We start from the raw sequence: 18,334 nt of genomic DNA on the forward strand, positions 1-18,334 counted from the left end.
GAGATCTGCCGGGGTGCTGAGCTGGCATGTCATGCATGTGTGATAAGGGCGGACTTCGCGCTCGCTGATTGGTGTCATGGGGGAGAGGGGTATATACACGCATAATTCCGCCCGGAGCGGGGACACGCGGCCGAATGGCCGGGTGAGGACGCGAACCGCATATATGTTTGCCGCAGGAGCGCATAATCGGGGGGCACGAATGGAAAACCGTCGACGCGGGAAGAGGGCCAGCGGCCTGGCAGCCATCGGAGGAGCCGGTCTGGCGTTGCTGTGCGCCCTGCCACCGGCCGCGGCCGCGGCCGCGCCGCGGGGCGCCGACCCGGACGCGGCCGCTCTCGGCGACATCTGGCGCCGGCAGGCCGAGGCGTGGGGCAAGGGCGACGCCGCCGCGTACGCCGCGATGTACACCCCGGACGCCGACCTGGTGAACATCAAGGGCGAGCACCTGCACGGCCGCTCGGTGATCGCGGCCCGCATCGGGTACTACTTCAACAACCGGCTCAAGAACACCCAGATCATGCGGCTGGCCGAGAGCGTCCGCATGGTGGCGCCCCTGACGGCGATCATCGTCAGGAAGGACTGCGTCCTGTACGCCGCCGAGACGGCCTGCCGCCCGTCCAACCTCTCGATCAACAGCAGCGTCGCCGTCAAGCGCCAGGGCCACTGGCTGATCGAGTCCTTCCAGAACACCCTGGTCAGCCCCCAGGAGGAGCGCCAGCGCCCGTTCAGGATGACCGGCGACCCGGCCCCCGACCACCCCTCCGTCGCGCTCGCCGCCGCCCAGCCGCCCCCCGTCGCCCCCAACGTCCCCGCCCTCGCGCCGCCCAGCATGGCCACACCCGGCCTAGCGCCCTCCGGCGCGGCCGCACCGGCACTCGCATCGCCCGCCGCGGCCGCCGGTGACATCGCGGCCGAGCTCACCGCGCTGAGGCGGCTGTGGTGGCGCCAGGCCGACGCGTGGTCCAAGGGCGATGGCAAGGCCTACGCCGCCACCTACACACCGGACGCCGACTTCGTGAACGTCACCGGCGAGCACCTGCGCACCAGCGCCGAGATCGGCGAGAAGTTCCAGCGCTACCTGCACGCCCAGCTCGCCCACAGCCGCATCGTCACCCTGGAGGAGAAGATCGACCTGGTCTCCCCGACGGTCGCCTTCATCATCCGCAAGGGGTGCGTGCATTTCGGCGCGGAGAACAAGTGCCGCCCCAACACCGTGTCCTACAACACGAGCGTCGTGGTCAAGAAGTCCGGCCAATGGCTGGTCAGGTCCTTCCACAACACCCTGGTCAACCAGCCCGGCCGCAAGACCACCCCGTCCCCGAGCCCCACCCGCACCTGAAGGCACACCCCGCCGCCGGCATGGTCACGGCGTCCCGGCGGCCCGGCGTCCCGGCGTCCCGGCGGCCCGACGGCCCGACGGCCCGACGGCCCGACGGCCCGACGGCCCGACGGCCCGACACGACGGTGGGCACCCGGGCGGAGCAGGCGAGGCGGAATCACCGAGCCGGGCGAAGCCGCTCCGCCCGGCTCGGCACGCCTTCGCCTCCGTGTTCACGAAGCACGCACGACCATCAGGCGCCCGCCCTCGACGAGGAGCGAGGCGGCGTTCAGAGGCCGGTGGCGGTCAGGACCACCGCTTCGACCGCCTCGCCGACCGCGTATGCGGCAACAGCAGAGATGACGCTCATGACGAGGGACAACAGGCATCCCCGCCCGCCGCCCAGCCGCGAAGAGGGCGGTGGCAGGTCGTCGAACGGCCGCCAGAGCGGGCGGGGCTCCAGGACGAGGAACAAGATCGCCCCGACACGGCCCACCGTGAACAGCCAGAACCACGCCCAGCGGTTGCCGGCACGCGGCCGTTCCACGGACAGCATGCCCAGCAGGGCCAGGACCCAGGCCGCGCCCACCGGCCACGACCCGTAGGGCACCGGTACGTGGAAGGGCCAGCGGGGAAGGAAGCCTCGCCCGTTCTGGGGGCCGATCCGCCAGTCCACGGGAGGCGGCCCGTACACGACGCTCAGGTCCGCGTTCAGATCGGTCTGCGAATAGCCGCTGGTGCCAGGAACGGGGAGGATCGCGCGCGACCAGAACAGCGTCCCGGACGACCACCGCAGGTCACGCAGGACGCGCCCGGAGCCTTCGGCGATGACGTAGCTCACCTCCCCAGCCCGCAGCGCCGCGCGGAACTCCCCGAGGGGGCGCAGGGGCGGGTTCACCGAGAGGGCGGTCACGAGCGCCCCCCATGACAACACCACCAGCAGCACTACCCGCAGCCATAACAGCACCACCACGCCCGGCTCCAGCAGAGCAGGCCTTCCCCGTTGCACGTCCACAGCACTCCCCGTCATCACCCATACGGCCGTCCCCGCCCAGGCGATCCCGCCCCGAGGCCCGTGTCGCGGTGACCCCGCCCTGGTGACCCCTTGAGGCGACCCGTTGTGGAATTGCGGGTATCCCTTGCGGTGATCTCGTCCCGACGGCGCCGTCCTGCCGACCGCGTCCTGGGCTCACTTTGCCGCCGTCCACCGACGCGAATCAAGGGCCCCGGCCACGCTCCCATGCGCGACTCCGGCCGGGAAGCGCCTCCACAGCGAAACAGGCGGCGGCCGGTCGGCGGAGGCCGCCTGCAAACGGCGGGGACGTGCGGTGATGTCGTGGTGTCGTACATCGGGTTCTGGCGCTGGCGTGTCCGGCCACGCCAGGTTACACTTATTTCAGATATTTCTCGGTGGGAGGTGGTCATGCCCCGCACAGGCGTTCTGGCCGGCGCGACCCGTGTCGAGGCGGACAGCGGCGATCGCGAGCTGCTTGCCCACCTGGAGGCGGCAGCGGCCTCGACGAAGGCGTCGCTGGTGCTACGAGAGCCCGACGGTGCCGACATCGAGTTGCCCCGGTCACTGGTGAGCCTCCTGGTGGCGGCAGCGCACGACCTGGCGAAGGGTAATGCCGTCCTCGCTTTGCCGGTCGAGACTCGGCTGACTCCGAACGAGGTCGCCGAACTGCTGGGACTGTCCCGCCCCTTCGTCGCGCGACTGCTCGACGAAGGAGAGATCCCCTCGCAACATCTGCCGGACAGCCGTCATCGTCTGGTGCGCCTCGCGGATGTCCTGGAGTTCCAGGCTCGTCGCGAACGCCGCGCGGAAGGCCGTCGCAGGATCATGGAGGTAGCCGAAGAGGCGGATCTACCCTACTGACCTCTGACCTCCCGGGGAGCATGCCGATGGTGCGGGTCTTCGTTGACACCAACGTGCTGTTCCCCTTCTCGCTGATGGACCTGATGCTCTCCCTGACCGAGGACGCGGTGCACGCCGTGGTCTGGAGCGATCACCTGCTGGAGGAGTGGGAGCGGGTCATCGTACGCGAGCAGCACCGCTCCGCGTCGGCGGCGGCCCGCATCAGCATGGCGATTCGCGAGTTCTTCGCCGACACTCGAGTGCCCGAGGAGGACTACAAGTATCTGCTGGACCGGTTGGTCGGTCCTGATCCCGATGATCTTCACCACATGGCGGCCGCCATCGCCGGCCGCGCACAGACTTTGGTCACCTGGAATCTCGCCGACTTCCCTGCCACGACCTTGGGCCGCTATGGGCTGACCGTCACCGATCCCGACAGCTATCTGTGCTCTCTGCTGGCGCAGAGCCCTCAGGAGGTGGTCGCGGCGCTGGCCAGGATGGCGGCGGGCAAGCGGCGACCGCCCATGACCGCAGTGGACATCACCCGTGCGCTGGAACGTGCCGGGGTGCCGGTGTTCGCCCGCAGGTTGCGCGACCGCCTGCTCGTCGTACCCGAAGGCCCCTGATCAGATGGCCTGCTCGGTGGCGGGGGAGGGGTGGGTGGGGAGGGTCAGGGGGACGAAGAGGAAGGCGGCCGCGGCGGTGAGGAAGGGGGCGGGGCCGGTCTTGCCGGTGAGGCCGGCGGCCAGTGCCACCACGCCGGGCACCGCGGGCTGGGCGAGGCCCCAGGACGACCCGAGGAAGGCGAACCACCGGGGTCGCTCGGCCTCCGGGGCGGTGTCGGCGATCAGCGCCATCCACCGGCCGAGCAGCACGCCGTTGACGCTCGCCCAAACCAGGTAGGCGCCGATGAGGACGGCGAGGCCCGAGGCCCGGGCCATGGCCAGGGCGAGCAGCCCGAGCAGGATGGCGCCGGCGGCCAGCACGACCACGTGGGAGCGGCCGGTCAGCGGCCGCCGCGTCGCCCACAGCGCCAGCGGGGCCAGCAGGGCGGCGCCGGCCAGCACGAGCCCTGGAAGCCACGCCGCGGCGCCCCGCCGCAGGAGCTCCAGGGGAAGGAACATCACCACCGACAGGTAGCCGAGGGCGAAGGCGGTGCCGGCGACGGTGAAGCGCACCAACACCGGCGGCGGCCGCCAGCGTCCCCCGCCCCGCCTATGGCCGGGCCGGCCGCTCGTGGGGGCGGGGCCGGTTCTCGGGAGGAAGGTCAGAGCGACCGCCGCGGCGGCCAGGCAGGTGAGGGCGTCGACGACCACGAGCCACCGCACTCCCAGCGGCAGGAGCACCGCGGCGATCAGCCCCGCGACGGCGCCCGCCGCCACCAGCGCGTTGCCCAGCAGCGCGTACAGCTCCTGGCGCCGGTCGCCCTCGGTGACCGTGGCCACCAGTTCCTGGCTCGCCGGCTCGTAGATCTCGAAGGCCAGGCCCACCAGAGCGATGCCGATCAGCACCTGCGCGGGAGTGCGCGCGAAGGCGAGGATCGCCAGCGACATACCCGTCGCTCCCAGGCCGGCGGCCACCGTGAGCCCCGGCGGCAGCCGGTCGAGCATCAGCGCCCCGCCCCAGCGGGACAGCAGGGCCGCGACCCCGAAGACCGCGAGAGCGGCCGGGGCGAGATCGGGCCCGGCGAGGACCGCGAGGAAGGCGAGCGCGTACGCCCCGAGCTGGTTGAGCACTCGCACCCACAGCAGCGCCTTGGCCGCCCCCGGCAGCGCAGCCGACACCTCGCACCTCCCGTCGTCATCGGAGGGGTCGCGGCGATGCTCATGGCGGTGGCCGGACCCGTGACGACCACCCGAGCGCAGACCCGCCACGGCGGCGGGCAGGCGGAACGCATCCTGCCGGTCGGCACCGACATTTCCACGATCCATGGGGCCGCTCCCCGTCCGCGGGTTCCGGCATCTCCTGGGATGTGGGCGCTCGCCGCGAGTGCGTCTCCAGGGAGGCTCTGTCCCTTGTTGTGATCCTCGGGTATGGCGATCGCTCACAAGGAAGGACCAGGCATGGGTGGCGAGGGCTGGCGGGCGAAGGTCCGGCGGTTCGCCGCCGTGACGCTCAGGGGAGGCTGCGTTCTGCTGCTCCATTTCGGCCGGACGGGCGCGGCCTACGTCGTCATGGCGCACGCGGAGCCGGACGACACGCCGCCGCGATGACGGCCGGCCCGGTCAGGGCGCGTGGTGCGTCCTGACCGGGCCGGTGGAGTGGCCGCGGGGTCTCAGCCCATGTGGGGGTAGCGGTGGTCGGTCGGCGGGACGAAGGTCTCCTTGATCGCGCGGGCGCTGACCCAGCGGACCAGGTTGAAGATCGAGCCGGCCTTGTCGTCGGTGCCCGAGGCGCGGGCCCCGCCGAAGGGCTGCTGGCCGACGACCGCGCCGGTGGGCTTGTCGTTGATGTAGAAGTTGCCCGCCGCGAAGCGCAGCCGCTCGGTCGCCGAGGCGATGGCGTACCGGTCCTGGGCGATGATCGAGCCGGTCAGCGCGTACGGCGACACGCTCTCCATCTGGTCCAGGACGGCGTCGAACCGGCTGTCGTCGTACACGTGCACGGCCAGGACGGGGCCGAAGTACTCCTTGACGAAGATCTCGTCGGCCGGGTCGTCGCCGACCAGGATGGTGGGCTTGACGAAGTAACCGGTGGAGTCGTCGTAGGAGCCGGTGAGCACCTCGATGCCGCCGGTCGCGCGGGCCCGGTCGATGGCGGCCTTGTTCTTGGCGAAGGCGCGGTCGTCGATGACGGCGCCCATGAACGTCGACAGGTCGGCGGCCACGTCGCCGACGGTCAGAGACTCGGCCGTCGCGACCAGGTCGTCCTTGATGGCCGACCAGACCGAGCGCGGGACGTACGCCCGGGAGGCGGCCGAGCACTTCTGGCCCTGGTACTCGAACGCGCCGCGGATCAGCGCCGTGGTCAGCGCGGCCGGGTCGGCGGAGGGGTGGGCGAGCACGAAGTCCTTGCCGCCGGTCTCGCCGACCAGCCGCGGGTAGCTCCGATAGCCGGCGATGTTGGCGCCGACGGTGGCCCACAGGTGCTGGAAGGTGGCCGTGGAGCCGGTGAAGTGGATGCCCGCCAGGTTCGGGTCGGTCAGCGCGACCTCGGACACGGCGGCGCCGTTGCCGGTGACCATGTTGATGACGCCCGGCGGCAGGCCCGCCTCCTCCAGCAGCCGCATGGTGAAGTGCGCGGCGAACTGCTGGGTCGGGGACGGCTTCCACACCACGACGTTGCCCATCAGGGCGGCGGAGGTCGGCAGGTTCCCGGCGATGGCCGTGAAGTTGAACGGGGTGATCGCCAGGACGAACCCCTCCAGCGGCCGGTACTCCATGCGGTTCCACACGCCCGGCGAGGAGATCGGCTGCTCCTGGTGGAGCTGGCGGGCGAAGGACACGTTGAAGCGCAGGAAGTCGATCAGCTCGCACGCCGCGTCGATCTCGGCCTGCTGCGCCGACTTGGACTGGCCGAGGATCGTGGCGGCGTTCAGCGTCGCGCGGTACGGCCCGGCCAGCAGGTCGGCGGCCTTGAGAAAGATCGCCGCCCGCTCCTCGAACGGCAGCGCCCGCCACGCCGGCGCGGCCTTCAGCGCCGCGTCGATGGCGGCGCGCACGTCGCCGGCGGAGGCGTCGGCCGTGCGGCCGAGCACGTGGGCGTGGTTGTGCGGCTGGACGACGTCGATCGAGGCGCCCGCGGCCATGCGCCGCTCGCCGCCGATCGTCATCGTCAGGTCGATCGCGGTGCCGGACAGCTCCTTCAGGCGGCTCTCCAGCACCGAGCGCTCGGCGCTGCCGGGTGCGTAGCCGTGCACCGGCTCGTTGGCCGGGACGGGGACGTTGCTGACGGCATCCATGGAAGACCTCACTTGGAGCGGAGTGAACGCAGGAAGAAGGCGACGTTGGCGGGGCGCTCGGCCAGGCGGCGCATGAAGTAGCCGTACCAGTCGTCGCCGTAGGGGACGTACACGCGGACCGTGGAGCCGGCGCGGGCCAGCGCCTCCTGCTTGTCGGTCCGGATGCCGTAGAGCATCTGGTACTCGAAGGAGTCCCGGCCGCGTCCGGCGCGGTCGGCCAGCAGCTCGGTGATGGAGATCAGCCGGTCGTCGTGCGTGGCCACCATGGGGTACCCCTTCCCCTCCATGAGGATGCGCAGGCACCGCACGTACGCCTTGTCCACGTCGGCCTTGTTCTGGTGGGCCACCGACGCCGGCTCGGCGTAGGCGCCCTTGACCAGCCGCACCCGCGAGCCCTCGCGGGACAGGTCGCGCAGGTCGCCCTCGCTGCGGAACAGGTAGGCCTGGACGGCGACGCCGGTCGCCGGGAAATCCTCGCGCAGCTCCCGCAGGATGGACAGCGTGGAGTCGACCGTGGTGTGGTCCTCCATGTCCAGCGTGACGGTGGTCCCGGCGTCCCGCGCGGCGGCGCAGATCTCCCGGGCGTGGTCGAGCGCCATGCCGCGGTCGAGCATCTGCCCGACGGCGGACAGCTTGACCGAGACCTCGGCCCGCGTGCCGAGACCGATCGGGCGCAGCGCGTCGAGCATCGAGACGTAGGCCTTGACCGTCTCGGCGGCGGCCCGCGCGTCCTTGGTCTCCTCGCCGAGGTGGTCGAGGGTGACCGTCAGGCGGGCGTCGGTGAGGCGCTGGACGGCCGCGAGCGCGGACCCCGCGTCCTCACCCGCCACGAACCGGTCGACCACGAGCCGGGTGACCGGGAAACCGGAGACGGCGCGACGCGCGAGCGGGCTCCGCGAGACCGCCAGAAGTACGGAACCGAGCATGTTCACCACCATAAATGCGCAGGTGAGCGGCTTCTATGGACATCCGCCACGGGCCTCGTCTACCCGCTTCATACAGATGTATGACAATGGGCGGGTGGATCTGCAGGAAATCGTGGACGACATCGCGCGCATTCTGGACGCCTCGGCGACGCTGGAGGACCGGGCCTTCCAGTTGCTCGCCTACGCGGCCCAGAGCGGCGACATCGACGCCGTCCGGCGCGAGTCCATCCTGCGCCGCCGCGCCTCCGACGAGGTGCGCGCCTACTTCGAGGGCTACGGCATCGCCACCGCCGCCGGGCCGGTCCGCATCCCCGCCGACCGCGGCCTCGGCGTGCTGGCCCGCGTGTGCGTCCCCCTGCGCCACCGCGGGGTCACCTATGGATACCTGTGGCTGCTGGACGCCGGCGCGCTCACCGACCAGCGCCTGGACGCCGTCGCGCCGCTGGTCGCCCGGGCCGCCGCCGCGCTCGCCCAGGAGGCCCGCAGCCGCCAGGACCTCGGGGTGCGCCTGCGCGACCTGCTTTCGGCCGACCCGGAGGTGCGCGCCGCGGTCCCGCTGGACCTGTCCGGTCCGGTGGCGGCGGTCGCCGTCCGCACCGCCTCAGGCGTCGTCGCGCCGCTGTGGACGCTCCCGCGCGGCGTGCTCGCCGACGCCGGCGACCCGCTCACCGCCCTGCTGGCGCCCGCCGAGCAGGCGGCCGCCGTCGCCGCCCGCGTCCAGGGCATGTACGGCACGGCCGCCGGCGTCGGCGGCCCGCGCGAGGACCCCGGCGAGGCGTGGCGGAGCTGGCGGGAGGCGACCCTGGCGCTGCGCGCGGCCCAGCGGGTGCCGCGCCTGGCCCCGGTCGCCGTCTGGGCCGATCTGGGGGTGCACCGCCTGCTGGTGCGGCTGTCGCCGGCCGAGCTGGCCGACCTGGCGGCCGAGGCCGCCGCCCTGTCCGGCGAGCTCGCCGCCACCGTCGGCGCCTACCTGGACCAGGGCGGCCGGGCGCGGGAGACCGCCGCCCGGCTCGGCGTGCACCGGCAGACGCTGTACTACCGGCTGGCCAAGGCCGAGCGCGTCACCGGGCTGGACCTCGACGACGGCGAGAACCGCCTGGTCCTGCATCTGGGGCTCAAGGCCGCCGAGCTGCTCGCCGGCGACCGTCAGGGCGCGCGGTAGATCTTGACCCAGTCGACGAACATCGACACCGTGCGCGGCGTCGAGGCGTTCCTGCACGGCGACCACTGGTTGCACACCACGTCGTTCTGCAGGGTCAGGTGCATCGGCTGGGCCTCGGGCACGCGCGGCCCGGTGTAGTCCCACACCTGCCTGCCGTCCAGCCAGAACGTCAGCCGGCCGGGCAGCCGGTCGACGGCCACGGTGTGCCACTGGGTGAAGTCGGCCCGCATCTGGCTCTGCGCCTGCGGGGCCTCGCCGCGGTGGACGTAGATGCCGCCGGTGCGCCGGGTCGGGTCGATCACCTCGGCGAAGTCGATCTCGGCGTACTCGCCGCGCTCGCTGCTCGGCCACAGCAGCGCGACCAGCGAGTACCCGGCGCCCGCCTCGCCGCGGAAACGCACCTCCCACCGGCCGTAGGTCTGCGACAGGTGGGAGGCGACGCCGCCGGACAGGTCCTTGCCGCCGTAGAAGCCGCCGGTCATCCGCAGCATGCCGCCGCCGACGCTGGTCGCCTGCGCCGTGCGCGGGTTCACCTTGGCGTCGGGGGAGTGGTACACCTCCCAGGTGCCGCGGTCGATCTGGGTGCCGTCGAAGTTCTCCACCAGCACCGGGGCGCCCCACCGGGGGTCGGTGCCGGACGTGGCGCGCTGCCCCGCCGTGGGCGCCGCGCTCGTGGCCACCGGGGGCGGCACGGTGCTGGAGGCGGTCGGCGGCCCGCCCGGCCGTGCCCCCGGGGACGTGCCCGGCGGCACGTCCAAGGGAGCGCCCGGGCCCGGCGGCCGGGAGGAGGGAGTGCCCGGCGGCCGGTACGACGGGCCGCCGCGCGGCCCGTACCGGTGGTCGTAGACCGGGGGAGGCGGGTAGCCGGGCGCGGCCAAGGGAGCCCCTGAGGAGCCGCCCGGGGAGGCGGCGCGCGGCACCCGGCTGGTCACCGGGCCGGCGTGCGGAGGGAAGCTCCGGTCGCCGGCCGAGGGGGACGCGCCGGCGTGGACGGGCGGACGCCCGTCGCCGGGGCGCCGCCCGTGCGGGCCGTCCTGGCCGGGGCCAGGACAGAGGGTCAACGTCGTCGCCGCTACGATCATGTATGCGCTACGAATCGACATGCGCCCATGAAAGCAAGCATCGTCCCCTGATCACAGGGTTATAGCGATTTGGCGTTCCCGGTCGGACGCACCGCTTCACCAATCTGGTCGTTAGCCGCACACTTGGCGTTGTGTCCGACTACGAGGTACTTGTCCTGGGTTCCGGACCCGGCGGCCAGAAGGCGGCCATCGCGGCCGCCAAGCTCGAACGCCGCGTCGCGATCGTCGAGCGGCGCAGCATGATCGGCGGCGTGTGCATCAACACCGGCACGATCCCCTCCAAGACCATGCGCGAAGCCGTTCTGTACCTGACCGGCCTCAACCAACGAGAGATGTACGGCCAGAGTTACCGTCTGAAGGAAGACGTCACGGTGGCCGACCTGACCATGCGCACCGCCCACGTGGTGGGGCGCGAGATCGACGTCATCAGGAGCCAGCTGTCGCGCAACCGCGTGACTCTGCTGCTCGGCTCGGGCCGCTTCCTCGACCCGCACACGGTCGAGGTGGCCGACGAGCACGGCAGGGGCACCAAGATCACGGCCGACAACATCATCATCGCGACCGGCACCCGGCCCGCCCGCCCGGACAGCGTGGAGTTCGACGACCGCACGATCATCGACTCCGACGGCATGATCCAGCTCGACAAGGTGCCCGACTCGATGGTCGTCGTCGGCGCCGGGGTGATCGGCATCGAGTACGCCTCGATGTTCGCCGCCCTCGGCACCAAGGTCACCGTGGTCGAGCGGCGCGAGCGCATGCTGGAGTTCTGCGACCTGGAGGTGGTCGAGGCGCTGAAGTACCACCTGCGCGACCTCGCGGTCACCTTCCGGTTCGGCGAGACGGTGGCCGCCGTCGAACGGCGGGCGCGCGGCTGCGTCACCGTCCTGGAGAGCGGCAAGAAGATCCCCGGGGACACCGTCATGTACTCGGCCGGCCGGCACGGCGTCACCGAGGCGCTGAACCTGGAGGCCGCCGGGCTCACGGCCGACGCCCGTGGCCGCATCGCGGTCGACCAGGACTACCGCACGACCGCGCCGCACATCTACGCGGTCGGCGACGTCATCGGCTTCCCCTCGCTCGCGGCCACCTCGATGGAGCAGGGGCGCATCGCCGCCCACCACGCCTGCGGCGAGCCGCTGAAGGGCATGTCGGACCTGCAGCCGATCGGCATCTACACCATCCCTGAGATCAGCTACATCGGCCGGACCGAGGACGAGCTCACCAAGGCCCTGGTGCCCTTCGAGGTCGGGATCTCTCGTTACCGGGAGCTGGCCCGCGGGCAGATCATCGGCGACACCTACGGCATGCTCAAGCTGTTGGTCTCGCCCGACGACCACGCCCTGCTCGGGGTGCACGTCTTCGGCACCGGCGCGACCGAGCTGCTCCACATCGGGCAGGCCGTCATGGGCTGCGGCGGCACGGTGGACTACCTGGTGGACGCGGTCTTCAACTATCCGACCCTCGCCGAGTCCTACAAGGTCGCCGCCCTCGACGCCATGAACAAGATCCGCAGGATGGCCCGCTTCGCCGACTGAGATCCGCCGGCCGAGACCCCGCGCCGAAGGCCGTTCCGCCCCGCCCGGGGTGGAACGGCGAAAGCCCGTGCCGAGGGAGGTGGCACGGGCTTTCGTCCCTCCGCGCGAACCGGTCGCTTTCGAACAGTGAATGTTTCAGCGGACCGTGGACCGCACGGCCGGCCGGAGGGTCGTTCCCGGCCCGGGGCGCGCCTGCCGGTCGCGGGTGCGGATTCCGGCTCGTCGCCGGGCGCGCGGTCTCCCGCGGGCCGCGGGCTCCGCGATCGCGGAGCGGGCCGCCGGCGGAGCGCGCCGTCGATACGTCCCGCCCCGCACCGGCGTTTGAGCCCGGACGAAACCCGCGGGCGTTGACCGCCGGTCCGGGAAGGTGCTGAATTCGCTTTGCTCGAAGTCGGCGCTACATGAAGGGACGTCCATGATTGCTGGGAATCCGGTCCGGCGGGTGCTGGCGCTCGGCTCGACGCTGGTGGCGATAGGCGCGTTGGGCGTGGTGGCGTCGCCGCCCGCCGCCGCCGACGGCATCGTTCTGCAGGCCACGGTGGACTGCCTCAACAACGACTACTACGGGGACACCAGAGACTGGTATCCCACGATCACGGCGCTGCCCTACAGCTCCATGACGGCGATCCCGGCCACACACGCGTGGCAGTACACCGTGACTCTGCCCGCCGGCAGCACCTCCGCGGCGAGCGTCCCCGCGACGTGCAGCAGCGGACACCAGTACGGCGACTACGCGGGGTCGGTCGGCTCCGTCAGCATCCCCGCGGGCACGACCACCGTGACCGCCACCTGGGGGTGCTATGCCGCCCCCGTGTACCCCGGTCCGTGGCTCACCACCTGCAGCCCGCAGTCGGTGACGTACAGCTGACCGTTCTGTCCCCGCGTCCTGAGAGAACCGACGAGCCCGCGCCACCACCGGTGGCGCGGGCTCGAGGAGTGTGGAGGGAGCCGGCTCAGGCGGCCTCGGCCTCTTCGGCGTCGGCCTCGGCGGGCAGCGCGACACCGGTGACGGTGTCGTACACCCGCACCAGCTCGCGGCTGATGCGCTCCATCGAGTAGCGCGAGCCGGCGCGGTCGGCGCCGGCGAACCCGAGGGCGGTGCGCCGGGTCAGGTCGCTCAGCAGCAGGCGGGTGCGGCGAGCGATCGGGGCGGGGTCGTTCGGGCGCACCAGCAGGCCGGTCACCCCGTCCACCACCGAGTCCAGGTGGGCGCCGACGGCCGAGGCGACGACCGGGACGCCGCAGGCCATGGCCTCCAGGGCCACTTTGCCGTTGGGGACGGCGACCGGCAGCGACAGCACGATGTCGGCGCTGCGCATCAGCTTGGCGACCGAGTTGTGCGGCACGTGCCCGAGCAGGGTCACGCGGTCCTCGACTCCGACCTCCTTGGCCAGCAGGCGCAGCCGCTCGAGGTCGGTCTCGGTGTCGGGGGCCCCGGCGATCGGTCCGCCCGCGATCAGCAGTTCGGCGCCCGGGATGCCGTCGAGGGCCCGGATCGCGGTGTGGGCGCCGCCGCCCTGGGTGATGTGGCCGACGTGGACGAGGCGGGGGCGCTCGCCACGTGACAGGGACGGGCCCTGGCGGCGGAACCGCTCGGTGTCGACGCCGTGCGGGACGACCGCGATGTTCTTGCGCGGCACGCCGAGCCGGATGAGCTCCTCGCCCTCACTCCCGCAGGAGGCGATGACCGCGTCGGCGCGGCGGCCGATCGCGCGCTCCAGCCGCACCCGCGCGGCCTGCCCGCCGCCGCCGGGACGGATGCGCGAGGAGCCGAGCTGGTGAAAGGTCTGCACGATCGGGATGTCCATGCCGTCGGCCGCGGCCACCGCGGCCAGGCCGCCGGTCCAGGAGTGGGCGTGGACCACCTCCGGGCTCTCCTTGGTCCAGCGCCGCCGCAGTTCTTCGCTGAACTCCGCGATGTGCGGCATGAGGTCGCTCTCCGGCAGCGCCTGCGCGGGGCCCGCGTCGATGTACTCGATCGTCACACCGGTGGCCACCTTCACCCGCGGCTTGCGGTCGGGGGCGTTGCGGCGGGTGTAAATCGTGACGCGGTGGGAACTGCTGAGTTCGCGGGCGATGGCCGGGATGTCGGCGGGAAGCACGTGCACGGAGACGATGGCGATGTTCACAGGAGGCACACCTCAGGGATGCCGGGTCGCATCACAGGACCCGAATGGCGTACTGAGTTGTGCCTGCGTCTTAGGCACGGAATCTGTGTCTAAGCTTACCGGCGTCTGGAACTCGACAAACCCCTCAGGGCAAAAAATCTTAGAAAAACCTTGTTACCCTGGTTGCAGGAGAAACGTCCCCGTACGTACGGACGGCGTCGGCGCAGGTCAGCGCGTGCGGCGCATGGCCAGGATGGTCGCCTCGTCGAGGATCTGACCGCCGCAGAAGGCCCGCTGGTCCTCCTCGACGGCCTTGACCACCGCCGCCCCCGGCTGGCCCGTGCAACGCGCGAGCACCTCGGTGAGCCGGCTCTCGCCGTAGGCCAGCTCCGACTGACCCGACCTGCCCCGCGAGCCGGCCAGCCCGTCGGAGTACAGCACCAGCGTCTCGCCCAGGGCCAGCGCGACCTCCTCGACCGGGACGGCCACGCCGGTCTCGATGCCGAGCGGCATGCCGCCCCCGGAGGTGTAGCGCACCCCGCCGTCGTTCTTCAGGACCGCGGGCGGATGGTTGCCGGCGGAGGCGAGCCTGACCCGCCCGCCGCGCCTGCCCGGGGTGACGAACCCGGCGGCGACCATGACGAACATGCCGGTGTCCTGCGCCACCAGGGCGTCGTTCAGCCGGGCGACCACCGTCCCCGGGTCGTCCTCCCACACGCTGAGCGTGCGGAGCCCGCCGCGCACCATCGCGGTGACCGACGCGGCCTCCTCGCCCTGCCCGACGACGCCGCCGACGGCGAAGCCCCAGCCGTCCTTGACCGGGAACACGTCGTAGAACTCCCCGCCGATCGCCCTCGGCCCCGCGCCGGTGTGGTACGTCGCGGCCACGTCGTAGCCGGGGACGTCGGGCAGCGTGCGCGGCAGCACGCCGGTCTGCAGGGTGTCGGCCGCCTGCGCGCTGCCCTGGAAGACGCGCTGGGCCCGCAACGCCAGCCCGATGTGCGCGCCGGCGTCCTCCATGAGCGCCAGGTCGGCCAGGCCGAACGGCGGCCGCTCGCGCATCCGCAGCAGCGTGATGACGCCGTGCACCTCCTCTCCGGCCAGGATGGGGACGCTCAGCACCGAACCCGCCCGGGTGGCGTGCAGGACGGAGGAGCCGTCCGGCAGCGCGCCGAACAGGGTGTCGTCCTCGACCATCTCGTGCACCACGCCGCCACCGCTCGCCAGCACGTGCGCGACCAGCGCCGCCCCCGAGGGGTCCATGCGCTCCAGCGTCTGCACCAGACGGGCGACGGGCTGGTTGGCCGGCCCGATGACCAGGGAGCGCTGCGGCGCGCCCTCGCGCACGACGTCGGCGAAGATCCAGTCGGCGGTGTGCGAGGCGAGCAGCCGGCCGGCGCGGATGAGCGCGACCGGCTCGCTGAGGCTCTCCTCGTCCAGTAGCAGGCGGGTGAGCCGCGACATCAGCTCCTGGCGGCGCGCGGCGGCCATGATGAAGGACTCCTCGGGCGACTGCTCCGGCTCCGGCGCGACCTGGCCGGCCTCGGGCGCGCGCACCTCGACCGGCAGCGCCACCGCGGCGATCATCTCCTGCGGCTCGCCGGGCATGCGCAGCTGGGTCAGGACCAGCCGCACGTTGTGCGCGCGTCCCTGGTGGGCCAGCCGGGTCGGGAAGGCCGCCGTCTCGCCGGTGTGCAGCACCGAGGTCAGATGGGAGCGGAACGCCGCCCGGCGCGAGACGTCCACCAGCAGCGGGAAGGCCCGGCCGGTCAGGTAGCCGTCCGGGCTGCCCAGCAGGCGGGACGCCTCGGCGTTCACCCGCCGCACCGTACCCGTCGTGTCCAGGATGATCACCGGGACGGGAAGGGTGCGGTAGACCGTCCGCAGGAGCTTCAGCTCGCGGTTGGAGCTGCTCTCTTTGCCACCCGACCTGCGCCTGGTCTTGCCCAGCTCGCCGATCGAGGCCCGCAGCAGGTCGCGGGCCGTGTCCAGTTCGACCAGCGCGGCGTCCAGGGTCGGGCCGGGGTCGCCGGGGTAGGCCGAGCGGGCGTCCCGGAGCGAGGAGATGCGGGCCGTCAGGCCGCTCAGCGCCTGCTCCAGTGCGGGAAGATCAGTGGGGTCGGTCAAGTTGCGTCCTTCGGATGGCGGCGGGGAGCGTGGGGTCCCCCTGCTAGACCGTACGTCAAGGAGACGCCCGTCATCGATGAGCACCTCCCGGCGGGAATTAACCTGGCTCTGAGGGGAAGCGGAAGGCCTGTATGGAGACGATGCGCATGTTCAGTCCGGCCCTCGCCCGGGACCTCGCGGCCCTTGGCCGTGTCAACGAGGGCACCTCCATGGAGAGCGTCCTCAGCGGCGTGACCAGGGCCGTGGCCGTCGGGGTGCCGGGGTGCGCGGGCGGCACCGTGGAGTTGCGGCGCGACGAGCGCCTGATGCTGTCGGCCTCGCACAGCGACCTCATCGCCCTGGTCGACCGCGAGAGCGCCCTGCGGGAGGGGCCGTCGGTCGAGGCGGTGACGACGGGCAGGAACGTCCTGATCCCCGACGTGCTGCAGGAGACCCGCTGGCCACGGTACGCCGCGACGGCCGTCAAGCACGGGGTGCGCTCGTCGTTGGTGTTGCCCATCTCGGTGGACGGCGCGACGCTGGTGCTCGGCCTGTACGCCACGCGGCCGGGGGCCCTGGCCGGCGGCTCGGCCGACCCGCTGGCCGCCCTGCTCACCGAGCAGCTCACCGTGGCCTTGGCCAACGTGTCGGACTACGACGAGGTGCTCACCGACGCCGCCCAGATGCAGGAGGCGCTCGCGGGGCGCGCGGTCATCGACCAGGCCAAGGGCATCATCATGCACGCGAGCGGCTGCTCGGCCGAGGCGGCCTTCGACGAGCTGCGCCGGCTCTCGCAGCACCACCAGGTGAAGGTGGCCGACCTGGCCCGCCTGCTGGTCAGCGAGCACCAGAGCAAGCATGGCGGCGCCCTGCCGTCCTGACCGCGTTCTTGTGACTTCTCATGCTTCGAGGCACTTTAGCGCCATATATGTGCTCGAAGCGGGGCGATCGGTCACTCCTTGAACGCGGCGAGCGCCTCCTCGGTGGTGTCGTACAGCGGCAGCCGCTGCGCCAGGCCGGTCACCCACATCACCTTGGAGTTGGAATATTGCACCCCCACCAGGGCGAAGTGTCCCTTCGCCGCCATGGTGCGCTGCCAGTGATGGACGATCAGCCCGAGCGCCCGGGAGTCCATGAAGGTCACGCCGGCCAGGTCGAGCACCAGGTCGGGGCCATGGTCGTCGGCGATCTGCGCCAGCCGGTCGGTGAACCGGTCGCGCGTCGTCGCGTCGAGGATGCCGCTGACCCGCACCACCGGCACATCGTCCGTGAGCTCGGACGTAAGGGTCAGAGCGGAGTTCGCCCTGTCTGGAACGGTCACCACGCGCCTCCAAGCCGCTTCCCTGGCGCATGGCGCCAACCCCATCGGGGGTCAATCGCAACATTACTGTTGCCTGGGGGGTAGCAATACTCTTGATTTTTGGGGAATACTGGAGCCGAGGTCCAGCAGAGGGCCTCGTCTCGACAGTAGTACGCGAGGCGATGTCGGCTCTGCATGGGCATTGTCGGTTCCGCCTCGCTTGCAAGGCATACGAGGGAGCAGCAATGGCTGCCGAGAACCACACTTTCTCCCAGACCGACGTCACCGCCGAGGACCTGCTGCGCGAGCTGCACGAGCCGGGCACGACGCACGACCGGCAGGCGCGGCTGCGAGAGATGATCGTGGAGATGCACCTCCCGATGGCCCGCGAGATCTCGCGGCGCTACCTCCACAGGGGCGAGCCCATGGAGGACCTGCTCCAGGCCGCGTACGTCGGCCTCATGAAGGCGATCAACGGATTCGACGCCGAGCTCGGACATAGCTTCAGAGGCTATGCCATGGTGACCATGACCGGCGAAGTGAAGCGCCACTTCCGCGACCGCACCTGGGCCGTACGCGTGCCGCGCCTGTACCAGGAGCGGCGCTCGGAGCTCAACCGCCTGGTCGCCGACTTCACCCAGGAGCTCGGCCGGTTCCCCACCGTCGCCGAGCTGGCCAAGAGGATGGGCATCTCCGAGGAGGACATGCTCCTCACGATGGACGCCTCCGCCGCCTACAGCACCCTGTCGCTGGACGCCCCGATGGGCGCCGACGACGACGCGGCCGCGCTCGGCGACCTCATCCCCGACGAGGACGACGAGCTGGCGACGCTGGTCGACCGCGAGGCCATCAAGCCTCTGATCGACCAGCTCCCCGAGCGCGAGCGCAACATCCTCCTGCTGCGCTACTACGGCAACATGACCCAGGCGGAGATCGCGGCGGAGTTCGGCATCTCGCAGATGCACGTCTCGCGCATCCTGCGCAAGGTGCTCGACCAGCTCCGCTCGCAACTGGTGGCCGCGGGCTGATTAAGCGGCCCTT

General features: G+C 71.8%; 17 protein-coding genes. 9 read left to right on the forward strand and 8 right to left on the reverse strand.

From position 1 onward, the window contains the following. The first annotated feature begins 199 nt into the window (after positions 1–199). Complete coding sequence (locus ACWEN6_RS22385) at positions 200–1,339, forward strand: SgcJ/EcaC family oxidoreductase (protein WP_452572442.1); 1,140 nt, start codon at positions 200–202, stop codon at positions 1,337–1,339. A gap of 268 nt (positions 1,340–1,607) precedes the next feature. Here the strand turns inward: ACWEN6_RS22385 and ACWEN6_RS22390 are convergent, their stop codons facing one another. After that, positions 1,608–2,327 carry a hypothetical protein gene (locus ACWEN6_RS22390; protein ID WP_452572444.1) on the reverse strand — a complete coding sequence of 240 codons (720 nt, stop codon included), beginning with the start codon at positions 2,325–2,327 and terminating at the stop codon, positions 1,608–1,610. Positions 2,328–2,741: 414 nt separating this feature from the next. Between ACWEN6_RS22390 and ACWEN6_RS22395 the strand changes: the two genes are divergently transcribed. Together ACWEN6_RS22395 and ACWEN6_RS22400 are read left to right on the forward strand one after the other, a co-directional pair. After that, complete coding sequence (locus ACWEN6_RS22395; RefSeq protein ID WP_354919066.1) at positions 2,742–3,194, forward strand: helix-turn-helix domain-containing protein; 453 nt, start codon at positions 2,742–2,744, stop codon at positions 3,192–3,194. A 26-nt stretch (positions 3,195–3,220) separates the two neighbouring features. Beyond that, positions 3,221–3,799 carry a PIN domain-containing protein gene (locus ACWEN6_RS22400; protein WP_452572446.1) on the forward strand — a complete coding sequence of 193 codons (579 nt, stop codon included), beginning with the start codon at positions 3,221–3,223 and terminating at the stop codon, positions 3,797–3,799. Here the strand turns inward: ACWEN6_RS22400 and ACWEN6_RS22405 are convergent, their stop codons facing one another. Further along, entirely contained in the window at positions 3,800–5,104 is a 1,305-nt protein-coding gene (locus tag ACWEN6_RS22405) for an MFS transporter (RefSeq protein ID WP_452572448.1), read from the reverse strand. 132 nt (positions 5,105–5,236) lie between these two features. Between ACWEN6_RS22405 and ACWEN6_RS22410 the strand changes: the two genes are divergently transcribed. Further along, entirely contained in the window at positions 5,237–5,386 is a 150-nt protein-coding gene (locus ACWEN6_RS22410; protein ID WP_452572450.1) for a hypothetical protein, read from the forward strand. A gap of 62 nt (positions 5,387–5,448) precedes the next feature. Here the strand turns inward: ACWEN6_RS22410 and pruA are convergent, their stop codons facing one another. Continuing rightward, complete coding sequence (pruA, locus tag ACWEN6_RS22415) at positions 5,449–7,074, reverse strand: L-glutamate gamma-semialdehyde dehydrogenase (RefSeq protein ID WP_452572452.1); 1,626 nt, start codon at positions 7,072–7,074, stop codon at positions 5,449–5,451. 8 nt (positions 7,075–7,082) lie between these two features. Beyond that, the gene (locus ACWEN6_RS22420; protein ID WP_452572454.1) at positions 7,083–8,000 is read right to left on the reverse strand and encodes a proline dehydrogenase family protein; all 918 of its coding nucleotides are present in this window, start codon (positions 7,998–8,000) and stop codon (positions 7,083–7,085) included. 94 nt (positions 8,001–8,094) lie between these two features. On the opposite strand from ACWEN6_RS22420, the gene ACWEN6_RS22425 reads away from it, so the two are divergent. After that, positions 8,095–9,162, forward strand: a complete 1,068-nt coding sequence (locus ACWEN6_RS22425) for a PucR family transcriptional regulator (RefSeq protein ID WP_452572456.1) — start codon at positions 8,095–8,097, stop codon at positions 9,160–9,162. Here the strand turns inward: ACWEN6_RS22425 and ACWEN6_RS22430 are convergent. Continuing rightward, a complete protein-coding gene (locus ACWEN6_RS22430; RefSeq protein WP_452572458.1) occupies positions 9,147–10,265 on the reverse strand; it encodes a family 16 glycosylhydrolase in 1,119 nt (372 codons plus the stop codon). The two genes, ACWEN6_RS22425 and ACWEN6_RS22430, sit on opposite strands and share 16 nt — an antisense overlap. A 110-nt stretch (positions 10,266–10,375) precedes the next feature. On the opposite strand from ACWEN6_RS22430, the gene sthA reads away from it, so the two are divergent. Next, positions 10,376–11,779, forward strand: coding sequence for a Si-specific NAD(P)(+) transhydrogenase (sthA, locus tag ACWEN6_RS22435; RefSeq protein ID WP_452572460.1), 1,404 nt, complete (start codon positions 10,376–10,378; stop codon positions 11,777–11,779). 415 nt (positions 11,780–12,194) lie between these two features. Next, positions 12,195–12,647: a hypothetical protein gene (locus tag ACWEN6_RS22440; protein ID WP_354846354.1), complete on the forward strand. Its 453-nt coding sequence runs from the start codon at positions 12,195–12,197 to the stop codon at positions 12,645–12,647. A gap of 85 nt (positions 12,648–12,732) precedes the next feature. Here the strand turns inward: ACWEN6_RS22440 and ACWEN6_RS22445 are convergent, their stop codons facing one another. Together ACWEN6_RS22445 and ACWEN6_RS22450 are read right to left on the reverse strand one after the other, a co-directional pair. Next, positions 12,733–13,908, reverse strand: a complete 1,176-nt coding sequence (locus ACWEN6_RS22445) for a glycosyltransferase (protein ID WP_452572462.1) — start codon at positions 13,906–13,908, stop codon at positions 12,733–12,735. Between the two features lie 207 nt (positions 13,909–14,115). Further along, positions 14,116–16,014, reverse strand: a complete 1,899-nt coding sequence (locus ACWEN6_RS22450) for a SpoIIE family protein phosphatase (protein WP_452572464.1) — start codon at positions 16,012–16,014, stop codon at positions 14,116–14,118. Positions 16,015–16,160: 146 nt separating this feature from the next. On the opposite strand from ACWEN6_RS22450, the gene ACWEN6_RS22455 reads away from it, so the two are divergent. Beyond that, the gene (locus ACWEN6_RS22455; protein ID WP_452572466.1) at positions 16,161–16,874 is read left to right on the forward strand and encodes an ANTAR domain-containing response regulator; all 714 of its coding nucleotides are present in this window, start codon (positions 16,161–16,163) and stop codon (positions 16,872–16,874) included. Positions 16,875–16,945: 71 nt separating this feature from the next. Here ACWEN6_RS22455 and ACWEN6_RS22460 read toward each other — a convergent pair whose 3' ends face one another. Further along, the gene (locus tag ACWEN6_RS22460; RefSeq protein ID WP_354846364.1) at positions 16,946–17,314 is read right to left on the reverse strand and encodes an STAS domain-containing protein; all 369 of its coding nucleotides are present in this window, start codon (positions 17,312–17,314) and stop codon (positions 16,946–16,948) included. A gap of 224 nt (positions 17,315–17,538) precedes the next feature. On the opposite strand from ACWEN6_RS22460, the gene ACWEN6_RS22465 reads away from it, so the two are divergent. Further along, a complete protein-coding gene (locus ACWEN6_RS22465; RefSeq protein ID WP_354846367.1) occupies positions 17,539–18,321 on the forward strand; it encodes a SigB/SigF/SigG family RNA polymerase sigma factor in 783 nt (260 codons plus the stop codon). Positions 18,322–18,334 lie beyond the last annotated feature (13 nt).

Source organism: Sphaerisporangium sp. NPDC004334 (genome assembly GCF_053602655.1).

Excerpts from the sequence above, each read along its gene's own strand:
- ACWEN6_RS22385 (WP_452572442.1), top strand. The coding sequence starts at position 200 with ATGGAAAACCGTCGACGCGGGAAGAGGGCCAGCGGCCTGGCAGCCATC.
- ACWEN6_RS22395 (WP_354919066.1), top strand. The coding sequence starts at position 2,742 with ATGCCCCGCACAGGCGTTCTGGCCGGCGCGACCCGTGTCGAGGCGGAC.
- ACWEN6_RS22400 (WP_452572446.1), top strand. The coding sequence starts at position 3,221 with ATGGTGCGGGTCTTCGTTGACACCAACGTGCTGTTCCCCTTCTCGCTG.
- ACWEN6_RS22405 (WP_452572448.1), bottom strand. The coding sequence starts at position 5,104 with ATGGATCGTGGAAATGTCGGTGCCGACCGGCAGGATGCGTTCCGCCTG.
- ACWEN6_RS22410 (WP_452572450.1), top strand. The coding sequence starts at position 5,237 with ATGGGTGGCGAGGGCTGGCGGGCGAAGGTCCGGCGGTTCGCCGCCGTG.
- pruA (WP_452572452.1), bottom strand. The coding sequence starts at position 7,074 with ATGGATGCCGTCAGCAACGTCCCCGTCCCGGCCAACGAGCCGGTGCAC.
- ACWEN6_RS22420 (WP_452572454.1), bottom strand. The coding sequence starts at position 8,000 with ATGCTCGGTTCCGTACTTCTGGCGGTCTCGCGGAGCCCGCTCGCGCGT.
- ACWEN6_RS22430 (WP_452572458.1), bottom strand. The coding sequence starts at position 10,265 with ATGTCGATTCGTAGCGCATACATGATCGTAGCGGCGACGACGTTGACC.
- ACWEN6_RS22440 (WP_354846354.1), top strand. The coding sequence starts at position 12,195 with ATGATTGCTGGGAATCCGGTCCGGCGGGTGCTGGCGCTCGGCTCGACG.
- ACWEN6_RS22455 (WP_452572466.1), top strand. The coding sequence starts at position 16,161 with ATGTTCAGTCCGGCCCTCGCCCGGGACCTCGCGGCCCTTGGCCGTGTC.
- ACWEN6_RS22465 (WP_354846367.1), top strand. The coding sequence starts at position 17,539 with ATGGCTGCCGAGAACCACACTTTCTCCCAGACCGACGTCACCGCCGAG.